We start from the raw sequence: 18,748 nt of genomic DNA, 5'->3' as shown, positions 1-18,748 counted from the left end.
GTACGTTGATGCAGCCGCAGGAGGTGCCCGAGCCGCGGCCGGAGCCGGGTGCACCCGTGGGGCGGCTGGACTTGGGCAAGCCGTAGCCGCCGGGGCTCGGCGGCGGGGTGGCCTTCCAGCGGCGTGAGGTCCCGTTGCGGTTGCGGATGCGGATGCTGCGGGGGCGGATGGCGCTGACGCTGGGCTTCGGTGTGCCGTTGATCCTGTGTTTCCTGGTGCCGTTGGTGTCGGTGCTGCTCATGCCGGGTGCGGTGGCGGGTGCGACGCTTTTGGTGCGTACGTTGATGCAGCCGCAGGAGGTGCCCGAGCCGCGGCCGGAGCCGGGTGCACCCGTGGGGCGGCTGGACTTGGGCAAGCCGTAGCCGCCGGGGGCGATCCGGAGGGAACCGTTCCGCACCTGCCGCGTGACTTATGCCCTGAGGACGAGCACGCGAGGGGGAGCGCGCCATGGCGCAGCGCACCAACCAGTACGACGACAATCCGCAGAGCTACCGCACCTACTGGGAAGGCCGCGGCTACGAACACGACGCCGAGGTCGCCGCGTTGCGGCGGCTGCTCGAAGGGCGGCACTTCGGGCACGCGGCGGACGTCGGCGGCGGCTTCGGCCGGCTCGTGCCGGTGCTGCGGGAGTTCGCCGACCGGGTCACGCTGGTGGACGCCAGCCGCAAGCAGCTGGACGACGCGGAGGAGTTCCTCAGGGGGCTCGCGGGGGTGAGCATGCGGCTGATGAGCGCGGGCGGCCTCGGGCTGCACTCCGCGAGCGTCGACCTGGTCACCATGATCCGCGTCATGCACCACCTGCCCGAGCCGGGGGCCGCGCTGACCGAGATCGCCCGGGTGCTGCGGCCGGGCGGCACCGCCGTCGTCGAGACCGCCAACCTCGCGCACGCCGCCAACCGGCTGCGCTACGCGGCGCACCGCCGGCGGGTGCCGCGGTCGCCGGTGGACATCCGCTCGGCGGAGAACCGCGAGCGCGACAGCATCCCGTTCGTCAACCACCACCCGCGCACGGTGGCCGCGCAGTTGGAGGCCGCGGGGCTGCGCGTGGAGCGCCGGCTGTCGGTGTCCAACCTGCGCAGCGCGCGGCTCAAGCGGGTGGTCCCGCACGCGACGCTGGTACGGGCCGAGGGGGCGCTGCAGTCCCCGCTGGCCCGCGTGGGGTTCGGGCCGAGCATCTTCTTCCTCGCCCGCAAGCCGGCGTAGCGCCCGGGACCCCTGGCGGAGCGGTGCCCCGGTGCGCCATGCTCCGGGCGGCCGACCCGCTACCCGACCGCCCGGAGGTTCCCCGCGATGCGCCTGCCGCTCCGCCCTGCCGTGCCCGCCGACGTGCCGCCGCCCACGGCGGAGGAACTGCGCCTGGAGGGGGCCGTGCCGCGGGAGATCCTGCGCCGCGGCGGCTTCGACACCGCGGCCCCGCGGTTCGCCCGGGCCCTGGCGGAGGCCCGCGACCCGGCCTCGGCCGCCCGGAGCGTGCGGCGGCACGGGCGCGCGCTGTGGCGGGCCGCGGTGGACCGGGCCCAGGGCCGCGGGGCGGTGGGCGGTGACCTGAGCCACGACGACGACCGGCCGCTGTACTGGGCCCGGCTCGCCCTCGGCGCGGAACTGCGCCGGTGGGAAACGGCGTTCGCGCTGCCCGCCGCCGGCCGCGTCGCGCTGGCGGCCCGGCTGGAGCGCGCCTCGCGCGGACAGGACGCCGTCCGCCCGCCCCTGGCCGAGGGCGTGCGGCGCATCCTGCTGACCGGCTTCGACCCCTTCCGGCTGGACACCGACATACGCTGCAGCAATCCCTCCGGGGCCGCGGCGCTCGCCCTGGACGGCGTGACCCTCGCGACCTCCGCGGGCCCCGCCCGCGTCGAGACCGTCGTCTTCCCGGTGCGCTGGGGCGACTTCGCCGACGGCACGGTCGAAGCCGTCCTGCGCCCCCGGTTCCGGCCCGGCCCGCGCCGGGTCGACCTGTTCGCGACCGTCAGCCAGGGCCGGGACGGACGCTTCGACCTCGAACGCTTCAACGGCGCCTGGCGCGGCGGCCACCCCGACAACACCGGCCTGTCCGTCACCGGCCCGGTCCCGGTGGCCGCCGCCGACCGGCAGCCGCAGTGGACGGCGTCCACGCTCCCGTACGCGGCGCTCGCCGCCGCCGGCACCGGCCCTTTCCCGGTGCACGACCGCACCACCGTCACCGAGGTCCCCGCCGGGGCGACCGACCCCGTCACCCGCGACGGCGGCCCGACCTCCGGCTCCGCGGCCCGCGCCGGGGGCGGCGGCGACTACCTCTCCAACGAGATCGCCTACCGGGCCACCCTGCTGCGGGACAGGCTCGCGCTGCCCGCCCCGGGCGGCCATGTCCACACCCCGGTGCTGCACTTCGGCCCCGGTAACACCGACCCGGCCACCGGCTCGGTCACCGACCCCGCCTTCGTCGCCGAGCGGCTCGCGGTCACCGCCCAGATCCGTGCCCTCCTCGTCGCGGCCGCGGGCACGCTCGGCTGAGGAGAGGTGAAGGACAGGGACCGCACGCGGACCCGGGTGCTCGACCACGTCCGGGCCGGGGACGTGAAGCTCGTCGCGCCGGCCGCCGGGGCCGGATCACCACCGTCGTCGTGGGCCTGCGCGGTCAGGGGAGGCGATGACTGAACGGAAGCCCCGCCGGGCCCGTATGAGACCGGGGACGGCCGCAAGATAGCCGAACCGCACACCACTTGTCCCGTAAACACCCCACATGTACCAGATGTGAGGAATATGCGAGAAGGTGGTGCAGGCAAGGGGAAGCGGGCCGCCGCGGCGTGGCCCCCGTGATCGAGGGAGGTTCTGCCGTGACCGTCGCAGTCGGCGTCACCGGTAATGCCACCGAGTTGTTCCGCGCCAACACCGCGCACAGTCCCTCGTACTTCGCGCTGCGCCGCGCCGCCGGCGGCCTGTCGTCCTCCGACGCAGGACACGACATCGTCGACTTCTGCATCCCGTGCAACCCCTACTTCCCGAGCCCGGCCATGTACGACAAGCTCCAGGAGTCGATGCGGGACATCCTCACGTACTACCCGAGCAGCACGGACGTCATCACCAACGAGCTGTGCTCGCTGCTCGGCCTCAACCCGCAGACCGTGGCCATGGGCAACGGCTCGACCGAGCTGATCACCTGGATCGACCACCTGCTGGTCCGCGAGAGCCTGGCCGTCCCCATACCGACCTTCGGCCGCTGGACCGACCAGCCCATGGAGACCGGCAAGCGCGTCGACATGTTCCTCCTCCCGGAGGCCGCCGGATTCGCCCTCGATCCGGCGGCCTTCGTCTCGTTCGTCCGCGCACGGGGTTCGCGTACGGCCGTGATCTGCAACCCCAACAACCCCGACGGCGGCTTCCTCCCCAAGCACGCCGTCGTCGCGCTCATGGACGCCCTGTCCGACCTCGACCTCGTCGTGATCGACGAGTCCTTCCTCGACTTCACCGACGCCGAGGCCTGGCCGAGCGTCGCCGGCGAGGCCGTCCTGCGGCCCAACGTGATCGTCCTGCGCAGCCTCGGCAAGAACTTCGGCCTGCACGGCATCCGCTTCGGCTACCTCGTCGCCAACCCCGCGCTGGCCGGGAAGGTCCGCCGCATGCTGCCGAAGTGGAACCTCAACTCCTTCGCGGAGGCGGTGGTCTTCATGCTCAAGGACCACCGCGAGGAGTACGCGCAGAGCCTGCGCCTGGTCTCCCGCGACCGGCAGGAGATGACCTGGCAGCTCGCGGCCCTGCCGGGGCTGACCGTCTACCCGTCCCAGGGCAACTTCGTCTTCGTCAAGCTCCCCGACGGCGTCGACGGCGCCGTGCTGCGCGACCGGCTGCTGGCCGAGCACGGGGTGCTGGTCCGCGAATGCGGCAACAAGCTGGGCAGCAGCAGCCGTTTCATGCGGCTCGTGGTCCGGCCGCAGGCCGACGTGCAGCGGCTGCTGACCGGGCTGAGCACGGTGCTGTACGGCAGCACCTGGTACGCGGCGCCCGCGCCCACGCCCGCGGCGGCTGCCGCGCCCGTCCAGGAGCAGCCCCCGCAGCCCGCTCCGCAGCAGCTGCCGCAGATCCAGCCCGCGCCGCCCGTACAGCCCGCCATGCCGCCGGTGCAGCCGCTCCCGCAGATCCAGCAGGCCCCGCCGCCCCAGCCGATGTACGAGCAGCCCGTGGGGCCGCCGCCGATGCCGCCGCAGCCGGTCTACGAGTTCAGGCCCGAGCCGCAGCAGCAGCCGGTCTACGAGTTCAGGCCCGAGCCGCAGCCGCAGCCGGTCTACGAGTTCAGGCCCGAGCCGCAGCAGCAGTCGCAGCAGCAGCCTCAGGTGCCGCCTCAGACGCAGCCCCAGCCGCGCCCCCAGGCGCCCGCTCCGGACACGTACCCCGCGCTGACCGCCGAGGTCCCGCCGGCCTTCGCGTCGGCGCCGCCCGGCACCCCGCGGCCGGCGCTGTACTGGCAGGACGCCTCCTGACGCACGGCGCCCGCGCGGGCCGGTGAGCGACCGGACCGCGCGGGCGCAGGGTCACCTGGCCGCCCGGAACGAGCGGCTGTCCAGGGTCTTCCACTCCCCGCACGAGCTCTGCTTGCCCTGGGTCTCCCGGATGACGCAGTGCGTCTCGACCACCCGGCCGTCCCGGGTGATCGCCTTGACCCACACCCCGGAGCCGACGGAGGTCACCGTGGCGCCGCAGACGCCGCGCGGGTAGCCGCGGTTGCCGCTGAGGGAGTGCCAGACGAAGGGCCCGCGGGGAAGGGTGCGGCCGCCGATGAAGACCCGGCCCTCGAACACCGCGACGGAGATCTCCTGGTCGCCCTTGCGGAGGGTGGAATCGATGCTGACGCAGGATCCGTCACGGCCGTCGCGGCCGTCGCCGCGGTCGTTCCGGGGCCCGTCGTCCCGGCCGTTCCCCCGCTCGTCCTCGCGGCCGTCCCCTCGGTTCCCGCCCTGGTCGTCGCGGCGCTGCTGCTCGCGCTCGTCGCCGCGTTGATCGCCGCGGTCGTCCCGGCGCTCGTCGTTTCCGCCGTTCCCGTCGCCCCGGTCGTCCCGGCGCTCGTCGGCGCGCTCGTCGTCGCCCTCGTCCCGGCCGTTGTCGCCCCGGTCGGTCTCCCGGCCGCCGCGCTGGTCCCCGCCGTCCTCGCCGTCCTCGCGACCGCCCTCGTCACGGGCCTCCTCGTCGCGGCCGCCGTCCTCGCCCTCCTCCTCGTCGTCGTCCGCGGCGACGCTGCGCGTGCCGGGCGGCCGGGGGTCGGCCACGGCCGCCGTCGTACCGGCCGTGGTGGTCACGGCGCCGGGGGTCGTGGCGAGCACGGGCGCCGACACCGCGGCCGCGGCGACGGCGAGCGGCACGACCACACCGGTCAGCCGTCCGTACCGCCGGGACCTGCGCGACGGCGGCCTGCCGTCAGGACTCATGGGGGACTCCCTCGTCGAGTGCGAAAGCGCGGGGCTTGAACGACGGGATGCGTACCCGTCTGCGCGCCGACTCTCCGCCGGAGTCATTCCGGTGGCCCAGAACATCCCCGTACGGCCGACGGGGGTTCACCCGGTGCCGGTCCCGAAGTCGACAGGCGGGGGCGGCCGGGAGAGAATCCCGGCCGCCCCCGCCCGCGGGGAGGACTGCGCCGCTCAGTGGGTGCCGAAGGAGTGCACGGTGGTGGAGCGGTAGGTCTGTCCCGGCCGCAGGACCGTCGACGGGAACGAGGGCTGGTTGGGGGAGTCCGGGAAGTGCTGGGTCTCCAGGCAGAAGCCGTCGCCCTGCCGGTAGACCCGGCCCGAGGAACCGGAGAACGCCCCGGTCAGGAAGTTGCCCGTGTAGAACTGCACACCGGGCTCGGTGGTGGCGATCCGCATGATCCGGCCGGAGACGGGCTCGGTGACCGTCACGATGTGCTCGGGCGCGGCGGTGCGGCCCTTGTCGAGCACGAAGTTGTGGTCGATGCCCTGCCCGTACAGGACCTGCTGGTGCGCGGAACGGATGTCGCGGCCGATCGCCTTCGCGGAGCGGAAGTCGAACGGGGTGCCCGCGACGGGCGCCAGCTCACCGGTGGGGATCAGGGTGGAGCCGACCGGGGTGTAGCGGCGGGCGGCGATCTGGACCTCGTGGTCGTAGATGCCGCCGTCGCCCTCACCACGCAGGTTGAAGTACGTGTGGTTGGTGAGGTTGACGACCGTCGCCTTGTCGGTGGTGGCGGTGTAGTCGATCCGCCACCGCGCGTCGGCGGTCAGGGTGTAGACGACCTTGACCTTCAGCGTGCCCGGGTAGCCCATCTCGCCGTCCGCGCTGGTGTAGCGCAGCACCAGACCGGCGTCCGAGCCCGCCTTGAAGCCCTCGACCTCCCAGACCCGCTTGTCGAAGCCCCGGTCGCCGCCGTGCAGGCTGTTCGGTCCGTCGTTGACGGGCAGCTGGTAGGTGTGCCCGTCCAGGGTGAACTTCCCGCCCGCGATGCGGTTGCCGTAGCGACCGATCAACGCGCCGAAGTACGGGCTGTTCGCCACGTAGCCGGCGATGTCGTCGAATCCGAGGGACACGTTGACGCGGCGCCCGCGCCGGTCGGGCAGCTCCAGGGTCTGGACGACGCCGCCGTACGAGAGCACCTTGAGGGTGATCCCGCCGTTGCTGACCGTCCAGATGTCGACCTTGGTGCCGTCCTCCAAGGTCCCGAAGTGTTCCTTGCTCACCTTGCTCCCGCCTGCGGGCCTGTGCCGGGCGTCGGCGGTCTGCCCCGCCGTGCCGGCCTTTCCGGTCGCCCAGGCGCTCGTCCCGCTGATCGCGGGCGCGACCGCCCCGAGCGCCGCGCCCGCGATCAATGTACGTCTGTTCACTTGCGGCTCCTTCGATAGGTAGCTGCTTTACGAACCGACCTTGCGCTTGTTCCAGACGTCGAAGCCGACCGCGGCCAGGAGCACCAGACCCTTGATGACCTGCTGGTAGTCCGTGCCGATGCCGACGAGCGACATCCCGTTGTTGAGCACCCCGAGCACCAGGCCGCCGATGATGGCGCCCAGCACGGTGCCGACGCCGCCGGTGGCGGAGGCGCCGCCGATGAAGGCGGCCGCGATGGCCTCGAGCTCGAAGTTGATGCCGGCCTGCGGGACACCGGCGTTGAGCCGTGCCGCGTAGACCACACCCGCGAGCGCGGCGAGCACGCCCATGTTCACGAAGACCAGGAAGACGACCCGCTTGTCCTTGACGCCGGAGAGCTTCGCCGCCGCCTGGTTGCCGCCGAGCGCGTACACGTGGCGGCCGATCACCGCGTTGCGCATCACGAAGCCGAAGACGATGAGCAGCCCGGCCAGGATGAGCAGCACGATCGGTACGCCGTGGTAGCTGGCCAGCGTCATGGTGAAGGCGACGACGCAGGCGACGATGGCGAGCAGCTTCAGCAGGAAGAAGTTGCGCGGCAGCACGTCCAGGTCGTACGCGAGCTGCTGGCGGCGGTCGCGGATCTCCTGGACGACGGCGATGGCGATCACCACGAGACCGATGAGCAGGGTCAGGTTGTGGTAGTTGGTGTGCGGCCCGACCTCGGGCAGGAAGCCGTTGCCGATCTTCTGGAAGCCGCGCGGGAAGGGCGAGATGGACTGGCCCTCCAGGAAGATCTGCGTGCCGCCGCGGAAGAGCAGCATGCCGGCCAGGGTCACGATGAACGACGGGATCCCGACGTACGCGATGAAGTAGCCCTGCCAGGCACCGGCGACCGCGCCGATGAGCAGGCAAGCGACCAGGGCGAGCGGCCACGAGACGTGGTGGTGGATGATCATCACTGCGCCGGCCGCGCTGACGAAGGCCGCGAGCGAGCCGACGGACAGGTCGATGTGGCCGGCGATGATCACGACCATCATGCCGATCGCCAGGATCAGGATGTAGCTGTTCTGGCCGATGAGGTTGGTGACGTTCTGCGGTTTGAGCAGGATGCCGCCGGACCATATCTGGAACAGCGCCGCGATCAGCACCAGCGCGATGATCATGCCGTACTGGCGCATGTTGCGCCGGGCCGCCTGCAGCAGGAGGCCGGCGGCTCCGGCCGCCGCGCCGCCGCCCTCGGCGGCCGTTGCCGCGCCCCCGGCGGGCGGCGGAGGAGTCTTGTCGGTCTTCACCGGGCTGCCCATCTCAGTTACCTCGGTCCATGGTCATGTGGCGCATCAGCACTTCCTGGGTCGCGCTCTCGCGCGGGATCTCCCCGGTCAGCCGGCCCGCGGACATCGTGTAGATGCGGTCGCACATGCCGAGCAGCTCCGGCAGTTCGGAGGAGATGAAGACGACGGCCTTGCCCTGGGCCGCCAGGTCGTTGATGACCGTGTAGATCTCGTACTTGGCCCCGACGTCGATGCCCCGGGTGGGCTCGTCGAGGATGAGGACCTCCGGCCCGGCGAAGATCCACTTGCTGAGGACGACCTTCTGCTGGTTGCCGCCGCTCAGCTTGCCCGTGGTCTCGAAGACCGTCGGGGTCTTGATGTTCATCGTGGAGCGGAAGGACTCCGCGACCCGGGCCTCCTCGTGCTGGTTGACGACGCCGCGCTTGGCGACCTTGGACAGGGCGCTGAGCGAGATGTTGCGGCTGATGTCGTCGATGAGGTTCAGCCCGTAGTGCTTGCGGTCCTCGGTGACGTACGCGATCCCGTGGCCCACCGCCTCCGGGACGGTGCGGGTGCGGATCTCCTTGCCGTGCAGGTAGACCCGGCCGCTGATGCCACGGCCGTAGGAGCGGCCGAAGACGCTCATGGCCAGTTCGGTGCGGCCGGCCCCCATCAGCCCGGCGATGCCCACGATCTCGCCGCGCCGGACGTCGAGGGAGACCCCGTCGACGACCTTGCGCTGCTGGTCGATCGGGTGGTGCACGGTCCAGTCCTCGACGGCGAAGGCCACCTCGCCGATCTCCGGCTCCCGCTCGGGGAAGCGGTGGTCGAGGTCGCGGCCCACCATGCCGCGGATGATCCGCTCCTCGGTGACGGTGCTGTGGCCGTCCTCGTCGGTGGCCTTCATGTCGAGCGTCTCGATGGTCCGCCCGTCGCGCAGGATCGTGATGGAGTCGGCGACCCTGGCGATCTCGTTGAGCTTGTGCGAGATGATGATGCAGGAGATGCCGTGCTCCTTGAACTCCATGATGAGGTCAAGGAGCTTGCGGCTGTCCTCGTCGTTCAGGGCGGCGGTCGGCTCGTCCAGGATGAGGAGCTTGACCTCCTTGGACAGCGCCTTGGCGATCTCGACGAGCTGCTGCTTGCCCACGCCGATGTCCGCCACGCGGGTGGTGGGCCCGTCGGTGAGCCCGACCCGCTTGAGCAGCCGGCCCGCGTGCCGCAGCGTCTCGTTCCAGCTGATGACACCGCGGCTGGAGTGCTCGTTGCCGAGGAAGATGTTCTCGGCGATGGACAGGTACGGCACCAGGGCGAGCTCCTGGTGGATGATCACGATGCCGCGCTGCTCGCTCGCGCGGATGTCGCGGAACTCGCAGGTCTCACCCTGGAAGAGGATCTCCCCTTCGTAACTGCCGTGCGGGTAGACCCCGCTGAGCACCTTCATCAGGGTCGACTTGCCCGCACCGTTCTCACCGCAGATGGCGTGGACCTCGCCCTCGGCGACAGTCAAGGTGACGTCGGAGAGCGCCTTGACCCCTGGGAAGGTCTTGGTGATGGAGCGCATTTCGAGGACGGGTCCGGCCATTCCTGCTTTCCGTTCTCCTCGGGTGGTGGGAAGTGACGATCGTCGGTCGCGGTCCGGCTCCGGGACTACTGGAGCTCGGACTCCTTGATGTAGCCGGAGTCGACGACGACCTCCTTGTAGTTCGACTTGTCGACGCTCACCGGCGGCAGCAGGTAGGTCGGGACGACCTTGGTGCCGTTGTTGTAGGTCTTGGAGTCGTTGGTCTCCGGCTTGCCGCCGGTCAGCACCGCGTTGCCCATCTGGACGGCGACCTTGGCCAGTTCGCGGGTGTCCTTGTAGACGGTCTGGGCCTGCTCGCCCGCGATGATCGACTTGATCGAGGCGACCTCGGCGTCCTGACCGGTGACGATCGGGAGCGGCTTCTTGCCGGTGCCGTAGCTCACGCTCTTGAGCGCCGAGATGACGCCGCGGGAGATGCCGTCGTACGGGGAGAGCACCGCGTCCACGTCGTCGGAGGTGTACGACTTGCTGAGCAGGTCGTCCATGCGGGCCTGGGCGGTGGCGCCGTCCCAGCGCAGGGTGGTGACCTGGTTGAGCTCGGTCTGGCCGCTCTTGACCACCAGCTGCTTCTTGTCGATGTACGGCTTGAGGGTGTCCATCGCGCCGTTGAAGAAGTACTTGGTGTTGTTGTCGTCGGGCGAGCCGGCGAAGAGCTCGATGTTGAAGGGGCCCTTCTTGCTGCCGTCCTTCAGGCCCAGCTTCTCGAGGATGTAACCGGCCTGGAGCTGGCCGACCTTGTAGTTGTCGAAGGTCGCGTAGTAGTCGACGTTCGCCGAGCCCAGGATGAGGCGGTCGTAGGAGATCACCTTGATGCCCGCGTCGTGGGCCTGCTGCAGCACGTCGCTGAGGGCCGAGCCGTCGATGGCGGCGATGACCAGCAGCTTGTCGCCCTTGGTGATCATGTTCTGGATCTGGGCGACCTGGTTCTCGACCTTGTCGTCACCGTACTGCAGGTCGGTCTTGTAGCCCTGGGCCTGGAACTGCTTGACCATGTTGTCGCCGTCGGCGATCCAGCGCTCCGAGGACTTGGTGGGCATGGCGATGCCGATGGTGCCGCCCTTTCCACCGTCCTTGTCGCCGCCGCCTCCGGTGTTGTCGCTCTGCCCGCAGGCGGTCGCGGTGGCCCCGAGGGCGAGGGTGGCTATCAGCGCGGCTGTGGTGCGCAGACGTGCGGCTCTGGCGATGCGCATGGCTGATCAGATCCTTTCGGCGGCCAGGCGGGGGTCGGTCGCCTGGTCCGGGTCGGTCGCGATGTCCAACGGGAAGCGGTGGAGCGGACCCGGCTGCCGCGCGCCCAGCGGGGAGAGCCCGCCGTCCGCGCCCAGCCGGGAGAGCAGGTCGAGCACAAGGCGGCCGCGCCGGACCCGCTCGCGGGCGGTCGTCAGGGCGACCTCCCGCAGCTGACGTCCGTACGGGTAGATGCCGGGGGCCTTGCTCAGCCCGAACTTGAGGTAGATCGGCGCGCCGCGGCGGATCAGCTCCGCCGCGTCGTAGAGCCGGACGAAGCCGCCGAGGTCGTCCGGGGCCTCGATGTAGAAGTCCATCGGGGCCCGGCTGACCCGGCGGATCTCGGTGATCTGCTGGAGGGTCAGGTCGGAGGGGATGTTGATGGAGTCGGCGCCCAGCCGCTCCCACACCGCGTAGCCCGCCGGGTTGACCGGGCCGACCAGCGCCGAGACCTTGAAGGTGGTGTCGGCCGGCAGCAGGCCCTGCGCGCGCAGCTGGTGCAGCAGCCACAGCACGCCCTCGTCGGCGACGAGCAGGCAGCGCACGCCCAGGGCGGCGGCGCGCAGCGCGTCCTCGACGCAGCCGGCCACCTGGTCGTGGCCGCGGGCGCGCAGGCCCCCGCCGCGGGAGTCGGTGCGGGTGGCGGCGCCGATGTCCCAGGTGCCGCGGGGACCGGTGAACAGGCAGAGCTCGACGTCCCGTTCGGCGCAGGCGGTCACCATCTCGGTGATCTCCGCGTCCGTCAGCATCCAGATGCCGCTGCCCTGGCTGATCCGGTGCACCGGCACCTCCAGCCGCTCACTCTCCTCCAGCACGGTGGCCAGCGCCTCCGGGCCCTCCACGGAGGGGATCTCGGTGCGCCAGCTGCCCCCGTCGGGGAAGGAGTGCGGGGAGGCGTCGGCAGGGTCGTCCGCCGGCGCGCCGTGACCGAGGAGGGTGAGCGCGTACTGACCCGGGTGTCGGGGACCGCCTGTGGTGCCGGCCGTGCCGGGGCTCGGGGTGGGTGCGTCGGTCACGGTGCTCCTTCGTTCTCGCCGTTCGACATATCGGACGACGTTCGGTTCATTGGGTATGGGTGGGCACGGATGGGACATCGGGTGTCCGTCGTGCACGGAGCGGTCACGGACGCAGCAGCACCTTCCCCACCTTCGGATCCCTGTTGCCCAGCAGTCCGAGGGCGTCGGCGTACTCCTCCAGCGGCAGGTCGTGCGTGATCAGCGGCGCCGGGTCCAGGATCCCGGCGTCGAAGGCCCGTACGGTGTGGGCCCAGGCGGCGGGCGGTGCCCCGAAGACCGTGTGCACGGTCAGCTGGCGCACCACCAGGTCGGTGGGGTCGAGCCCGAGCGCTCCCGGCGCGGGGATGCCGGTCAGCGCCAGCCGCCCGCCGCGGCGCAGCAGCCCCGCCGACACGCGGGCCGCGGAGGCGGACCCGGCGGCCTCGACCACCAGGTCGTACCGCCCGTCCTCAGCGGCCAGTTCACCGGCCGTGCGGAAGCGCGTGGCGCCGAAGGAGGCGGCCAGCTCCTCCCGGTCCCGGCCGGTTCCCACCACCAGCAGCTCCGCCGGCGACACCGCGGCCAGGAACTGCACCGCCAGCATGCCGAGCGTGCCGGTGCCGACGACCGCCACCCGCTCGCCCGGCGCGGCCGGGGCCTTCAGCAGCGCCGCCGCCACGCACGCGGCCGGCTCCAGGAGCACGGCGGTGCGCAGGTCGGCCGCGTCGTCCAGGACGTGCAGCAGCCGGGCGGGCAGCGTCAGGGTGTCCGCCATGGCACCGGGCTGCGTGAAGCCGGTCTCCTCGTACGGCGCGCTGCACAGCGTGGTCTCCCCGGCGTGACAGCGCTCGCAGACCTGGCAGTTGCGGAAGCCCTCGCCGACGACCTTCCGGCCCACCAGGCCGGCGGTCACCCCGGCGCCGACCGCCTCCACCGTGCCGGACCACTCGTGGCCGGGGGTGACGGGGTAGCGGACGTAGCCCTCGGGGCGGGTGCCGGCGTGCACCTCCCGGTCGCTGCCGCAGATGCCCGCGGCGTGGACGCGGACCAGCGCCTCGCCCGGACCGGGCGCGACCGGTCCGGCCGGCACGATCCGGTGCCGGCCGGGTCCGTCGAGGACGACGGCGCGGGGGGTGTGGACGGTCACTTGGCGCCCTTCGGCTTACGGCGCTCCCAGCCCTCGGCCCACAGGTCGAAGCGGGCCTGCTGCTGGGGGAACTCGGCGGCGGCGTCGACGTCGAGCTCGACACCGAGGCCCGGCGCGTCCGACAGCGTGAAGTACCCGTCCTCGCCGACCACGGGGGCGCCCTTGACGACCTTCTTGATCTCGGAGTCCGCGAAGTCGTTGAAGTGCTCGAGGATCTTGAAGTTGGGGGTGCACCCGGCGAGCTGGAGGCTCGCGGCGGTGAGCACGGAGCCGCCGACGTTGTGCGGGGCGACCAGCACGTAGTGGGTCTCCGCGGTGGCGGCCAGCTTGCGGACCTCGTTGATGCCGCCGATGTGCCCCAGGTCGGGCTGGATGATGTCGGCGGCCTGGAGCTCGAACAGCTCGCGGAACTCGTAGCGGTCGTGGATGCGTTCACCCGTGGCGATCGGCAGATCGGTGTGGGCGGCCACCTTGGCCAGGGCCTTGAGGTTCTCCGGCGGCACCGGCTCCTCGATCCAGCTCGGCTTGAAGGGCGCCAGCTCGTTGGCGACGCGGATCGCGGTCGCCGGGCTGAACCGCCCGTGCATCTCCACCAGCAGCTCGGTCTCGGGGCCGATCGCGTCGCGCACGGCCTCGATGAGGGAGACGGAGTAGGTGGTGGCCGCGTGGTCCAGCTCGAAGTGGCCGGTGCCGAAGGGGTCGATCTTCAGCGCGCGGTAGCCGCGGTCCACCACGGCGCGGGCGGCCTTGTGGTAGGCCTCCGGGGTGCGCTCGGTGGTGTACCAGCCGTTGGCGTACGCCTTGACCTTCTCGTTCACCTTGCCGCCGAGCAGCTGCCACACGGGGACGCCCAGCGCCTTGCCCTTGATGTCCCAGCAGGCCATCTCGATGACGGCGATGCCGGACATGACGATCTCTCCGGCCCGCCCGTAGTCGCCGTACTTCATGCGGCGGACCAGGTCCTCCACCGCGAAGGGGTCGGATCCGGATATGTGGTTGGCCTCCGCCTCGCGGAGGTAGCCGAGCAACGCGTCGGTGTGGCCGAGCATGCGGGTCTCGCCGACGCCCGTGAGCCCCTCGTCGGTGTGGACGAGCACGTAGGTGAGATTCCGCCAGGGAGTACCGACCACATGGGTGCTGATGCCGGTGATGCGCACGGGAAGCCGCCCCTTTTAGGGTGTCGTTCGAGATTTCGTCACACGTTCGAAATGTTGAAGGGAACGTAGTTACGGGCTCCCGGCGGTGTCAATGGGTGTGCCGGGCAGGTGTCGGCGATGTTGCCGAAGTGAGTCCGTACGCCCGTCACGCGTGCCGTCCCGTGTCCGAAACCCCGGACGAACGGCCGGGTCCGGCGCGGCTAGCCGCCGGCCGGGTCCGGTCCGAAGGCCGCGGCGTAGACCAGCCCCGCGAGCTTGGCCTGTCCCTCGGCGCTGGGGTGGAACCAGTCCCAGGGACTGAGCTCCTTCTGGGTGAAGCGGTAGTCGAAGACCATGCCGCCGTCGTAGCGGCAGCGCTCGTGGCGCGCGCACTCCTGCCGCAGCACGTCGTTGTACGCCATCACCCTTTCGCGTACGGTCTGCCGCCGTTCGCGGGCGGCCGTGCTCATCGACTGTGCGTCGGACAGCATCGACGGGCACAGGCCCAGCTTCCAGATCTGCCGTCCCAGCACGTTCTGCCGGCCGACGTCCCACAGGCGCATCAGGTCGGGCACGCTCGCGACGAAGACCTGGGCCTTCGGCAGCTTGCTGTCGAGGGTGCGCAGGGCGGCGGAGAAATCCTTGCGGTATTCGGCCACCGGGGTCATGCGGTCGATGCTGCGCGCGCACGCGTCGTTGGCCCCCATCAGGATCGTCACCTGCTGCGGCCGCAGCGCGACCGCCTTCTTGGCCTGCTCCGGCAGGTCGTGCATCCGGGCGCCGCTGGCCGCCAGGTTCCAGCTCTCGGTGGCCGGCCGGTTCAGCACCCGGGTGGCCACGCTCTTCACGGAGCTGCGGCTGCCGGTCGCCCAGGACAGGTCCGGACAGTCCGTCAGGATCCCGCAGGCGTCGAAGGCGCGGGTGATGGAGTCGCCGAGCGCGGCCAGGGAGGCGGGCGTGGTGTCCCACACCTGCGCGGGGCGCTTCGCCGTGCCCGCCCGCCCGGCGGCACCGGCCTCGGTGCTCCCGGCGCCGCCGGTGGCCGAGCAGCCGGCCGCGAGCGCCGTCGTGAGCAGTGTGACCAGCGCGATCAGGGCGCCGCTGACCCCGCGCGGGAGCGACTGGCGCATCCGTTCTCCCTCGGACGAGTGGGTGACTTCTCGCTGATCCCGACAGTACGTCACTCCTCGCCTGACGCAGCGCGGTAGCTTTTTCCCTGACAGGTGGTGCGAAAGAGGTGATCAGAGGTCAGATCTTGTCTCATTCGTTATGATTAGTGCAGAATGTCCACTGCTGTCCCGGATGGCTCGGTTATGGGCATGAGGCCGCTGGGGAAGGCGTACCTCGTCCCACACTGGAGGTCCCGGTGACGACACGTGGAGTTCTGTACGTGCACTCCGCGCCACGCGCGCTCTGCCCGCACGTCGAGTGGGCCGTCGCGGGCGTGCTCGGCGTGCGCGTGAACCTGGACTGGATCCGCCAGCCGGCCTCTCCCGGCACCTGGCGGGCCGAGTTCTCCTGGCAGGCGGAACCCGGCACCGCCTCCAAGCTGGCGTCCGCGCTGCGCGGCTGGCATCTGCTGCGCTTCGAGGTCACGGCGGAGCCGTGTGCCACCGCCGAGGGGGAGCGCTACAGCAGCACGCCCGAACTCGGCATCTTCCACGCCGTCACCGGCATCCACGGGGACATCCTCATCCCCGAGGACCGGCTGCGCGCCGCGCTCGCCCGCGCCCGCAAGGGCGAGGCCGACCTGGAGACGGAAGTCGCCAAGCTGCTCGGCAAGCCGTGGGACGACGAGTTGGAGCCCTTCCGCTACGCGGGTGAGGGCGCCCCCGTGCGCTGGCTGCATCAGGTCGTCTGACGCTCCGCCACCCGCCGCGGTGCCGCGGCGCCCTCCGGCGCCGGCGGCTCGTCGCCCGCGCGCGCCGCGGCGCCCGGCCACCACACCTTCGGGCCGATGTCCCGTACCAGCGCGGGCAGCAGCAGCGAGCGCACCAGCAGGGTGTCCAGCAGCACCCCGAAGGCCACGATGAAGGCGATCTGCGCCAGGAAGGCCAGGGGGATCACGCCGAGCGCCGCGAAGGTGGCGGCGAGCACCACGCCCGCCGAGGTGATCACCCCTCCGGTGGCGGTCAGCCCGCGCAGGACGCCCTGCCGCGTGCCGTGACGCAGCGTCTCCTCGCGGACCCGCGTCATCAGGAAGATGTTGTAGTCCACCCCGAGGGCGACCAGGAAGACGAAGCCGTACAGCGGCACCGAGGCGTCCGTCGCCGAGAAGCCGAACGCATGGCGGAAGACCAGCGCCGACACGCCCAGGGTGGCGGCGAAGTTGAGCGCCACCGTGGCGACCATGAGCAGCGGCAGCAGCAGGCTGCGCAGCAGCGCGGCCAGGATCACCAGGATGATCGCGAGGACGACGGGGACGACGAGCGTGCGGTCGCGCTCCGCGGTCCGCTGGGTGTCCACCTGCTGGGCCGTGTAGCCGCCGACCACCGCGTCCGCGCCGGGTACCGCGTGCACGGCCGTGCGCAGCCGCTGCACCGTGGCCTTGGCGGCGTCGCTGTCGGCGGCGTCCTTCAGCGTCACCTCCAGCAGGACCCGGCCGCCGGCGACGAGCGGCTCGCCCCCGCCGGGCCGGCCGGCGGCGGTGAGCGGGGCGACGGAGTCGACGCCGTCGGTGCCGGCCGCGGCCCGGGTGACCGGGTCGAGCCGGTCCGCCTCCGCGATGACCACGGCCGGGTTCCCCGCGCCGCCGGGGAAGTGCTCGCCGAGGACGCGCTGGGCGGTCACCGAGGGCGCCTGGTGGACGAAGATCTCGTCCAGCGGCACACCCCGGGCGGTCAGCGCGGGGGAGAAGGCGGCACAGCCCACCAGCAGCGCCAGGCTCGCGGCCCACACCCGGCGCGGCGTGCGGTCCACGAGGGCCGCGATCCGCCGCCACACGCCCTCCCCCTCCGGACGCCTGTCCCGCGGCCGTGCGGGCCAGTAGGCGGCCCGGCCGAGCAGCAGCAGTGCCGCCGGCAGGAAGGTCAGGCTGCTCGCGACGGCGCAGACGATGCCGACGGCGCCGACCGGGCCCAGGGCCCGGTTGTTGGTGAGGTCACTGGCCAGCAGGGCGAGCAGGCCGAGGGCCACGGTGGCCGCGCTCGCCACGATCGCCCCGGCCGAGCGGCGCAGCGCGGCGCGCATCGCCGCGAACCGGTCGCCGCGGACCGCGAGTTCCTCCCGGAAGCGGGCGGCGAGCAGCAGGGCGTAGTCGGTGGCCGCGCCGATGACGAGGATCGACAGGATGCCCTGGACCTGGCCGTCGACCCGGACGACGCCGTGGTCCGCCAGCACGTACACCACGCCGCAGGCCAGGCCGAGCGAGAAGACCGAGCCGACGATGATGACCAGAGGCAGCAGCAGCGCGCGGTAGACCAGCAGCAGGATCGCCAGCACGACGCCGAGCGCGGTGAACAGCAGCAGTCCGTCGATGCCCGCGAAGGCCTCGCCCAGGTCGGCCTGCGAGGCCGCGGGCCCGGCGACGTGGGCGGTGGTCCCCGGGACCCGGGCCGCGGTGCCCTGAATCCGGCCGACGGCGTCCCCGATGTCCCGGCCGAGGTCGGGGCGGAGCTGCACGACGCCCTGCAGGGCCCGCCCGTCGTCGGAGCGCAGCGCGGGGGAGGGGCGCCCGGTGACCCCCTCGGTGCCGGCGAGCGAGGCCAGCGCCGCCGTGGCGGCCTGCTGCTGGGCGTCGGTCACGCGGCCGCGGTCGGCGGTCCAGACGACGATCGCCGGTACGGTCCCGTTCCGGCTGAAGGCCGTCCGTTCGGTGACGGCCTTCGTCGACTCGGCGCTGCGCGGCAGGAAGGCCGCCTGGTCGTTGGTGGAGACCTCGCCGAGCCTGCCCGCGTAGGGGCCGAGGGTGCCCCCGACGCCCAGCCAGGCGACCAGCATCACCACGGGCAGCAGCCATCGGACGGCGCGCGGCAGGGATGTCATCGCTCTCTCCCGTGGGATGCGGAACGGGGGAGTGCCCCCGTGCGAAGGATATATCTCAGCTATTGAGTATCTTAATCATCGAGATTATCTACGATGGAGGAGTGCCCCACAACTTCCAGGACGAGTCCCCGACCGGGCTGCAGGCCTTCGCCGTGCAGCTGCGCAGGATGAACAGCGAGTTCAACCGCATCGCGCAGGACTTCGCGCAGAGCCAGAAGCTGCACCACACCGACGTGCAGGCGCTGGTCGCGATCCTGGACGGCGACGGCCACGGCGGGGCCATGACCCCCGGTCTGCTGCGCGAACGCCTCAATCTGACCTCCGGTGCCGTCACCGCCTGCCTGGACCGGCTGGAACGCGCCGGCCACGTCCGCCGCACCCGTGACGCCGCCGACCGCCGCGTGGTCCATCTGCACTACGCCCCGCGGGGGATGGAGGTGGCGCGGGAGTTCTTCCGCCCGCTCGCCCGGGGCACGGACGCGGCGCGCGCCCGCTTCACCGAGGACGAACTCGTCGTCGTGATGCGCTTCCTGGCCGCGATGAACGACGAGCTGACCGCCCTGCGCGCCCCCGTCCCGGACTGAGCCCGCGTCCGTCACGGCCCCGCGCGGCCC

General features: G+C 71.9%; 16 protein-coding genes. 5 read left to right on the top strand and 11 right to left on the bottom strand.

All coding sequences use genetic code 11. The annotated features are described in order from the left end of the window. Positions 1–241: hypothetical protein (locus tag ACFYYN_RS10400; RefSeq protein ID WP_500545421.1), on the bottom strand; the 241-nt coding region annotated here is incomplete at its 3' end. Positions 242–447: 206 nt separating this feature from the next. Here ACFYYN_RS10400 and ACFYYN_RS10395 point away from each other — a divergent pair. The 3 genes from ACFYYN_RS10395 (at position 448) to ACFYYN_RS10385 (ending at position 4,454) form a co-directional block, all read left to right on the top strand. Continuing rightward, positions 448–1,203 carry a class I SAM-dependent methyltransferase gene (locus ACFYYN_RS10395; protein WP_500545420.1) on the top strand — a complete coding sequence of 252 codons (756 nt, stop codon included), beginning with the start codon at positions 448–450 and terminating at the stop codon, positions 1,201–1,203. A gap of 87 nt (positions 1,204–1,290) precedes the next feature. Then, positions 1,291–2,490 (top strand): PA0049 C-terminal domain-containing protein, encoded by a 1,200-nt coding sequence (locus tag ACFYYN_RS10390; protein ID WP_500545419.1) that lies wholly within the window; start codon positions 1,291–1,293, stop codon positions 2,488–2,490. Positions 2,491–2,813: 323 nt separating this feature from the next. Beyond that, entirely contained in the window at positions 2,814–4,454 is a 1,641-nt protein-coding gene (locus ACFYYN_RS10385; protein WP_500545418.1) for a pyridoxal phosphate-dependent aminotransferase, read from the top strand. Positions 4,455–4,505: 51 nt separating this feature from the next. Here the strand turns inward: ACFYYN_RS10385 and ACFYYN_RS10380 are convergent, their stop codons facing one another. The 9 genes from ACFYYN_RS10380 to ACFYYN_RS10340 form a co-directional block, all read right to left on the bottom strand. After that, positions 4,506–5,396, bottom strand: a complete 891-nt coding sequence (locus ACFYYN_RS10380) for a hypothetical protein (RefSeq protein WP_500545417.1) — start codon at positions 5,394–5,396, stop codon at positions 4,506–4,508. A gap of 213 nt (positions 5,397–5,609) precedes the next feature. Beyond that, positions 5,610–6,791, bottom strand: coding sequence for an aldose epimerase family protein (locus ACFYYN_RS10375; protein ID WP_500545490.1), 1,182 nt, complete (start codon positions 6,789–6,791; stop codon positions 5,610–5,612). A gap of 42 nt (positions 6,792–6,833) precedes the next feature. Then, positions 6,834–8,093, bottom strand: coding sequence for an ABC transporter permease family protein (gene mmsB / locus ACFYYN_RS10370; protein WP_499511730.1), 1,260 nt, complete (start codon positions 8,091–8,093; stop codon positions 6,834–6,836). A gap of 1 nt (position 8,094) precedes the next feature. Beyond that, a complete protein-coding gene (gene mmsA, locus ACFYYN_RS10365; RefSeq protein WP_500545416.1) occupies positions 8,095–9,645 on the bottom strand; it encodes a multiple monosaccharide ABC transporter ATP-binding protein in 1,551 nt (516 codons plus the stop codon). A 65-nt stretch (positions 9,646–9,710) separates the two neighbouring features. Continuing rightward, entirely contained in the window at positions 9,711–10,835 is a 1,125-nt protein-coding gene (chvE, locus tag ACFYYN_RS10360) for a multiple monosaccharide ABC transporter substrate-binding protein (protein WP_500357927.1), read from the bottom strand. Between the two features lie 6 nt (positions 10,836–10,841). Further along, a complete protein-coding gene (locus ACFYYN_RS10355; protein WP_500322053.1) occupies positions 10,842–11,888 on the bottom strand; it encodes a hypothetical protein in 1,047 nt (348 codons plus the stop codon). A gap of 103 nt (positions 11,889–11,991) precedes the next feature. Next, positions 11,992–13,014, bottom strand: a complete 1,023-nt coding sequence (locus tag ACFYYN_RS10350) for a zinc-dependent alcohol dehydrogenase (RefSeq protein WP_500322054.1) — start codon at positions 13,012–13,014, stop codon at positions 11,992–11,994. Next, positions 13,011–14,171, bottom strand: a complete 1,161-nt coding sequence (locus ACFYYN_RS10345; protein WP_500545415.1) for a mandelate racemase/muconate lactonizing enzyme family protein — start codon at positions 14,169–14,171, stop codon at positions 13,011–13,013. The genes ACFYYN_RS10350 and ACFYYN_RS10345 overlap by 4 nt, the downstream gene beginning before the upstream one ends. Before the next feature lie 200 nt (positions 14,172–14,371). Then, the gene (locus ACFYYN_RS10340) at positions 14,372–15,280 is read right to left on the bottom strand and encodes an SGNH/GDSL hydrolase family protein (RefSeq protein WP_500545414.1); all 909 of its coding nucleotides are present in this window, start codon (positions 15,278–15,280) and stop codon (positions 14,372–14,374) included. Between the two features lie 236 nt (positions 15,281–15,516). Here ACFYYN_RS10340 and ACFYYN_RS10335 point away from each other — a divergent pair, with 236 nt between their 5' ends. Then, complete coding sequence (locus tag ACFYYN_RS10335) at positions 15,517–16,011, top strand: DUF3145 domain-containing protein (protein WP_499511723.1); 495 nt, start codon at positions 15,517–15,519, stop codon at positions 16,009–16,011. Here the strand turns inward: ACFYYN_RS10335 and ACFYYN_RS10330 are convergent. Then, positions 15,999–18,134 carry an MMPL family transporter gene (locus tag ACFYYN_RS10330; RefSeq protein WP_500545413.1) on the bottom strand — a complete coding sequence of 712 codons (2,136 nt, stop codon included), beginning with the start codon at positions 18,132–18,134 and terminating at the stop codon, positions 15,999–16,001. The genes ACFYYN_RS10335 and ACFYYN_RS10330 overlap by 13 nt on opposite strands. Before the next feature lie 167 nt (positions 18,135–18,301). Between ACFYYN_RS10330 and ACFYYN_RS10325 the strand changes: the two genes are divergently transcribed. Next, positions 18,302–18,718, top strand: a complete 417-nt coding sequence (locus tag ACFYYN_RS10325) for a MarR family winged helix-turn-helix transcriptional regulator (RefSeq protein WP_500545489.1) — start codon at positions 18,302–18,304, stop codon at positions 18,716–18,718. The last annotated feature ends 30 nt before the right edge of the window (positions 18,719–18,748 follow it).

Origin of the sequence: Streptomyces sp. NPDC001902, from assembly GCF_042891295.1 — a bacterium.
Classification (GTDB): domain Bacteria; phylum Actinomycetota; class Actinomycetes; order Streptomycetales; family Streptomycetaceae; genus Actinacidiphila.
Note: the sequence above shows the minus strand (reverse complement) of the source record. Positions and strands in the feature narration are given on the sequence as shown.

Excerpts from the sequence above, each read along its gene's own strand:
- ACFYYN_RS10325 (WP_500545489.1), top strand. The coding sequence starts at position 18,302 with ATGAACAGCGAGTTCAACCGCATCGCGCAGGACTTCGCGCAGAGCCAG.
- ACFYYN_RS10395 (WP_500545420.1), top strand. The coding sequence starts at position 448 with ATGGCGCAGCGCACCAACCAGTACGACGACAATCCGCAGAGCTACCGC.
- ACFYYN_RS10340 (WP_500545414.1), bottom strand. The coding sequence starts at position 15,280 with ATGCGCCAGTCGCTCCCGCGCGGGGTCAGCGGCGCCCTGATCGCGCTG.
- ACFYYN_RS10330 (WP_500545413.1), bottom strand. The coding sequence starts at position 18,134 with ATGACATCCCTGCCGCGCGCCGTCCGATGGCTGCTGCCCGTGGTGATG.
- chvE (WP_500357927.1), bottom strand. The coding sequence starts at position 10,835 with ATGCGCATCGCCAGAGCCGCACGTCTGCGCACCACAGCCGCGCTGATA.
- ACFYYN_RS10390 (WP_500545419.1), top strand. The coding sequence starts at position 1,291 with ATGCGCCTGCCGCTCCGCCCTGCCGTGCCCGCCGACGTGCCGCCGCCC.
- mmsB (WP_499511730.1), bottom strand. The coding sequence starts at position 8,093 with ATGGGCAGCCCGGTGAAGACCGACAAGACTCCTCCGCCGCCCGCCGGG.
- ACFYYN_RS10380 (WP_500545417.1), bottom strand. The coding sequence starts at position 5,396 with ATGAGTCCTGACGGCAGGCCGCCGTCGCGCAGGTCCCGGCGGTACGGA.
- mmsA (WP_500545416.1), bottom strand. The coding sequence starts at position 9,645 with ATGGCCGGACCCGTCCTCGAAATGCGCTCCATCACCAAGACCTTCCCA.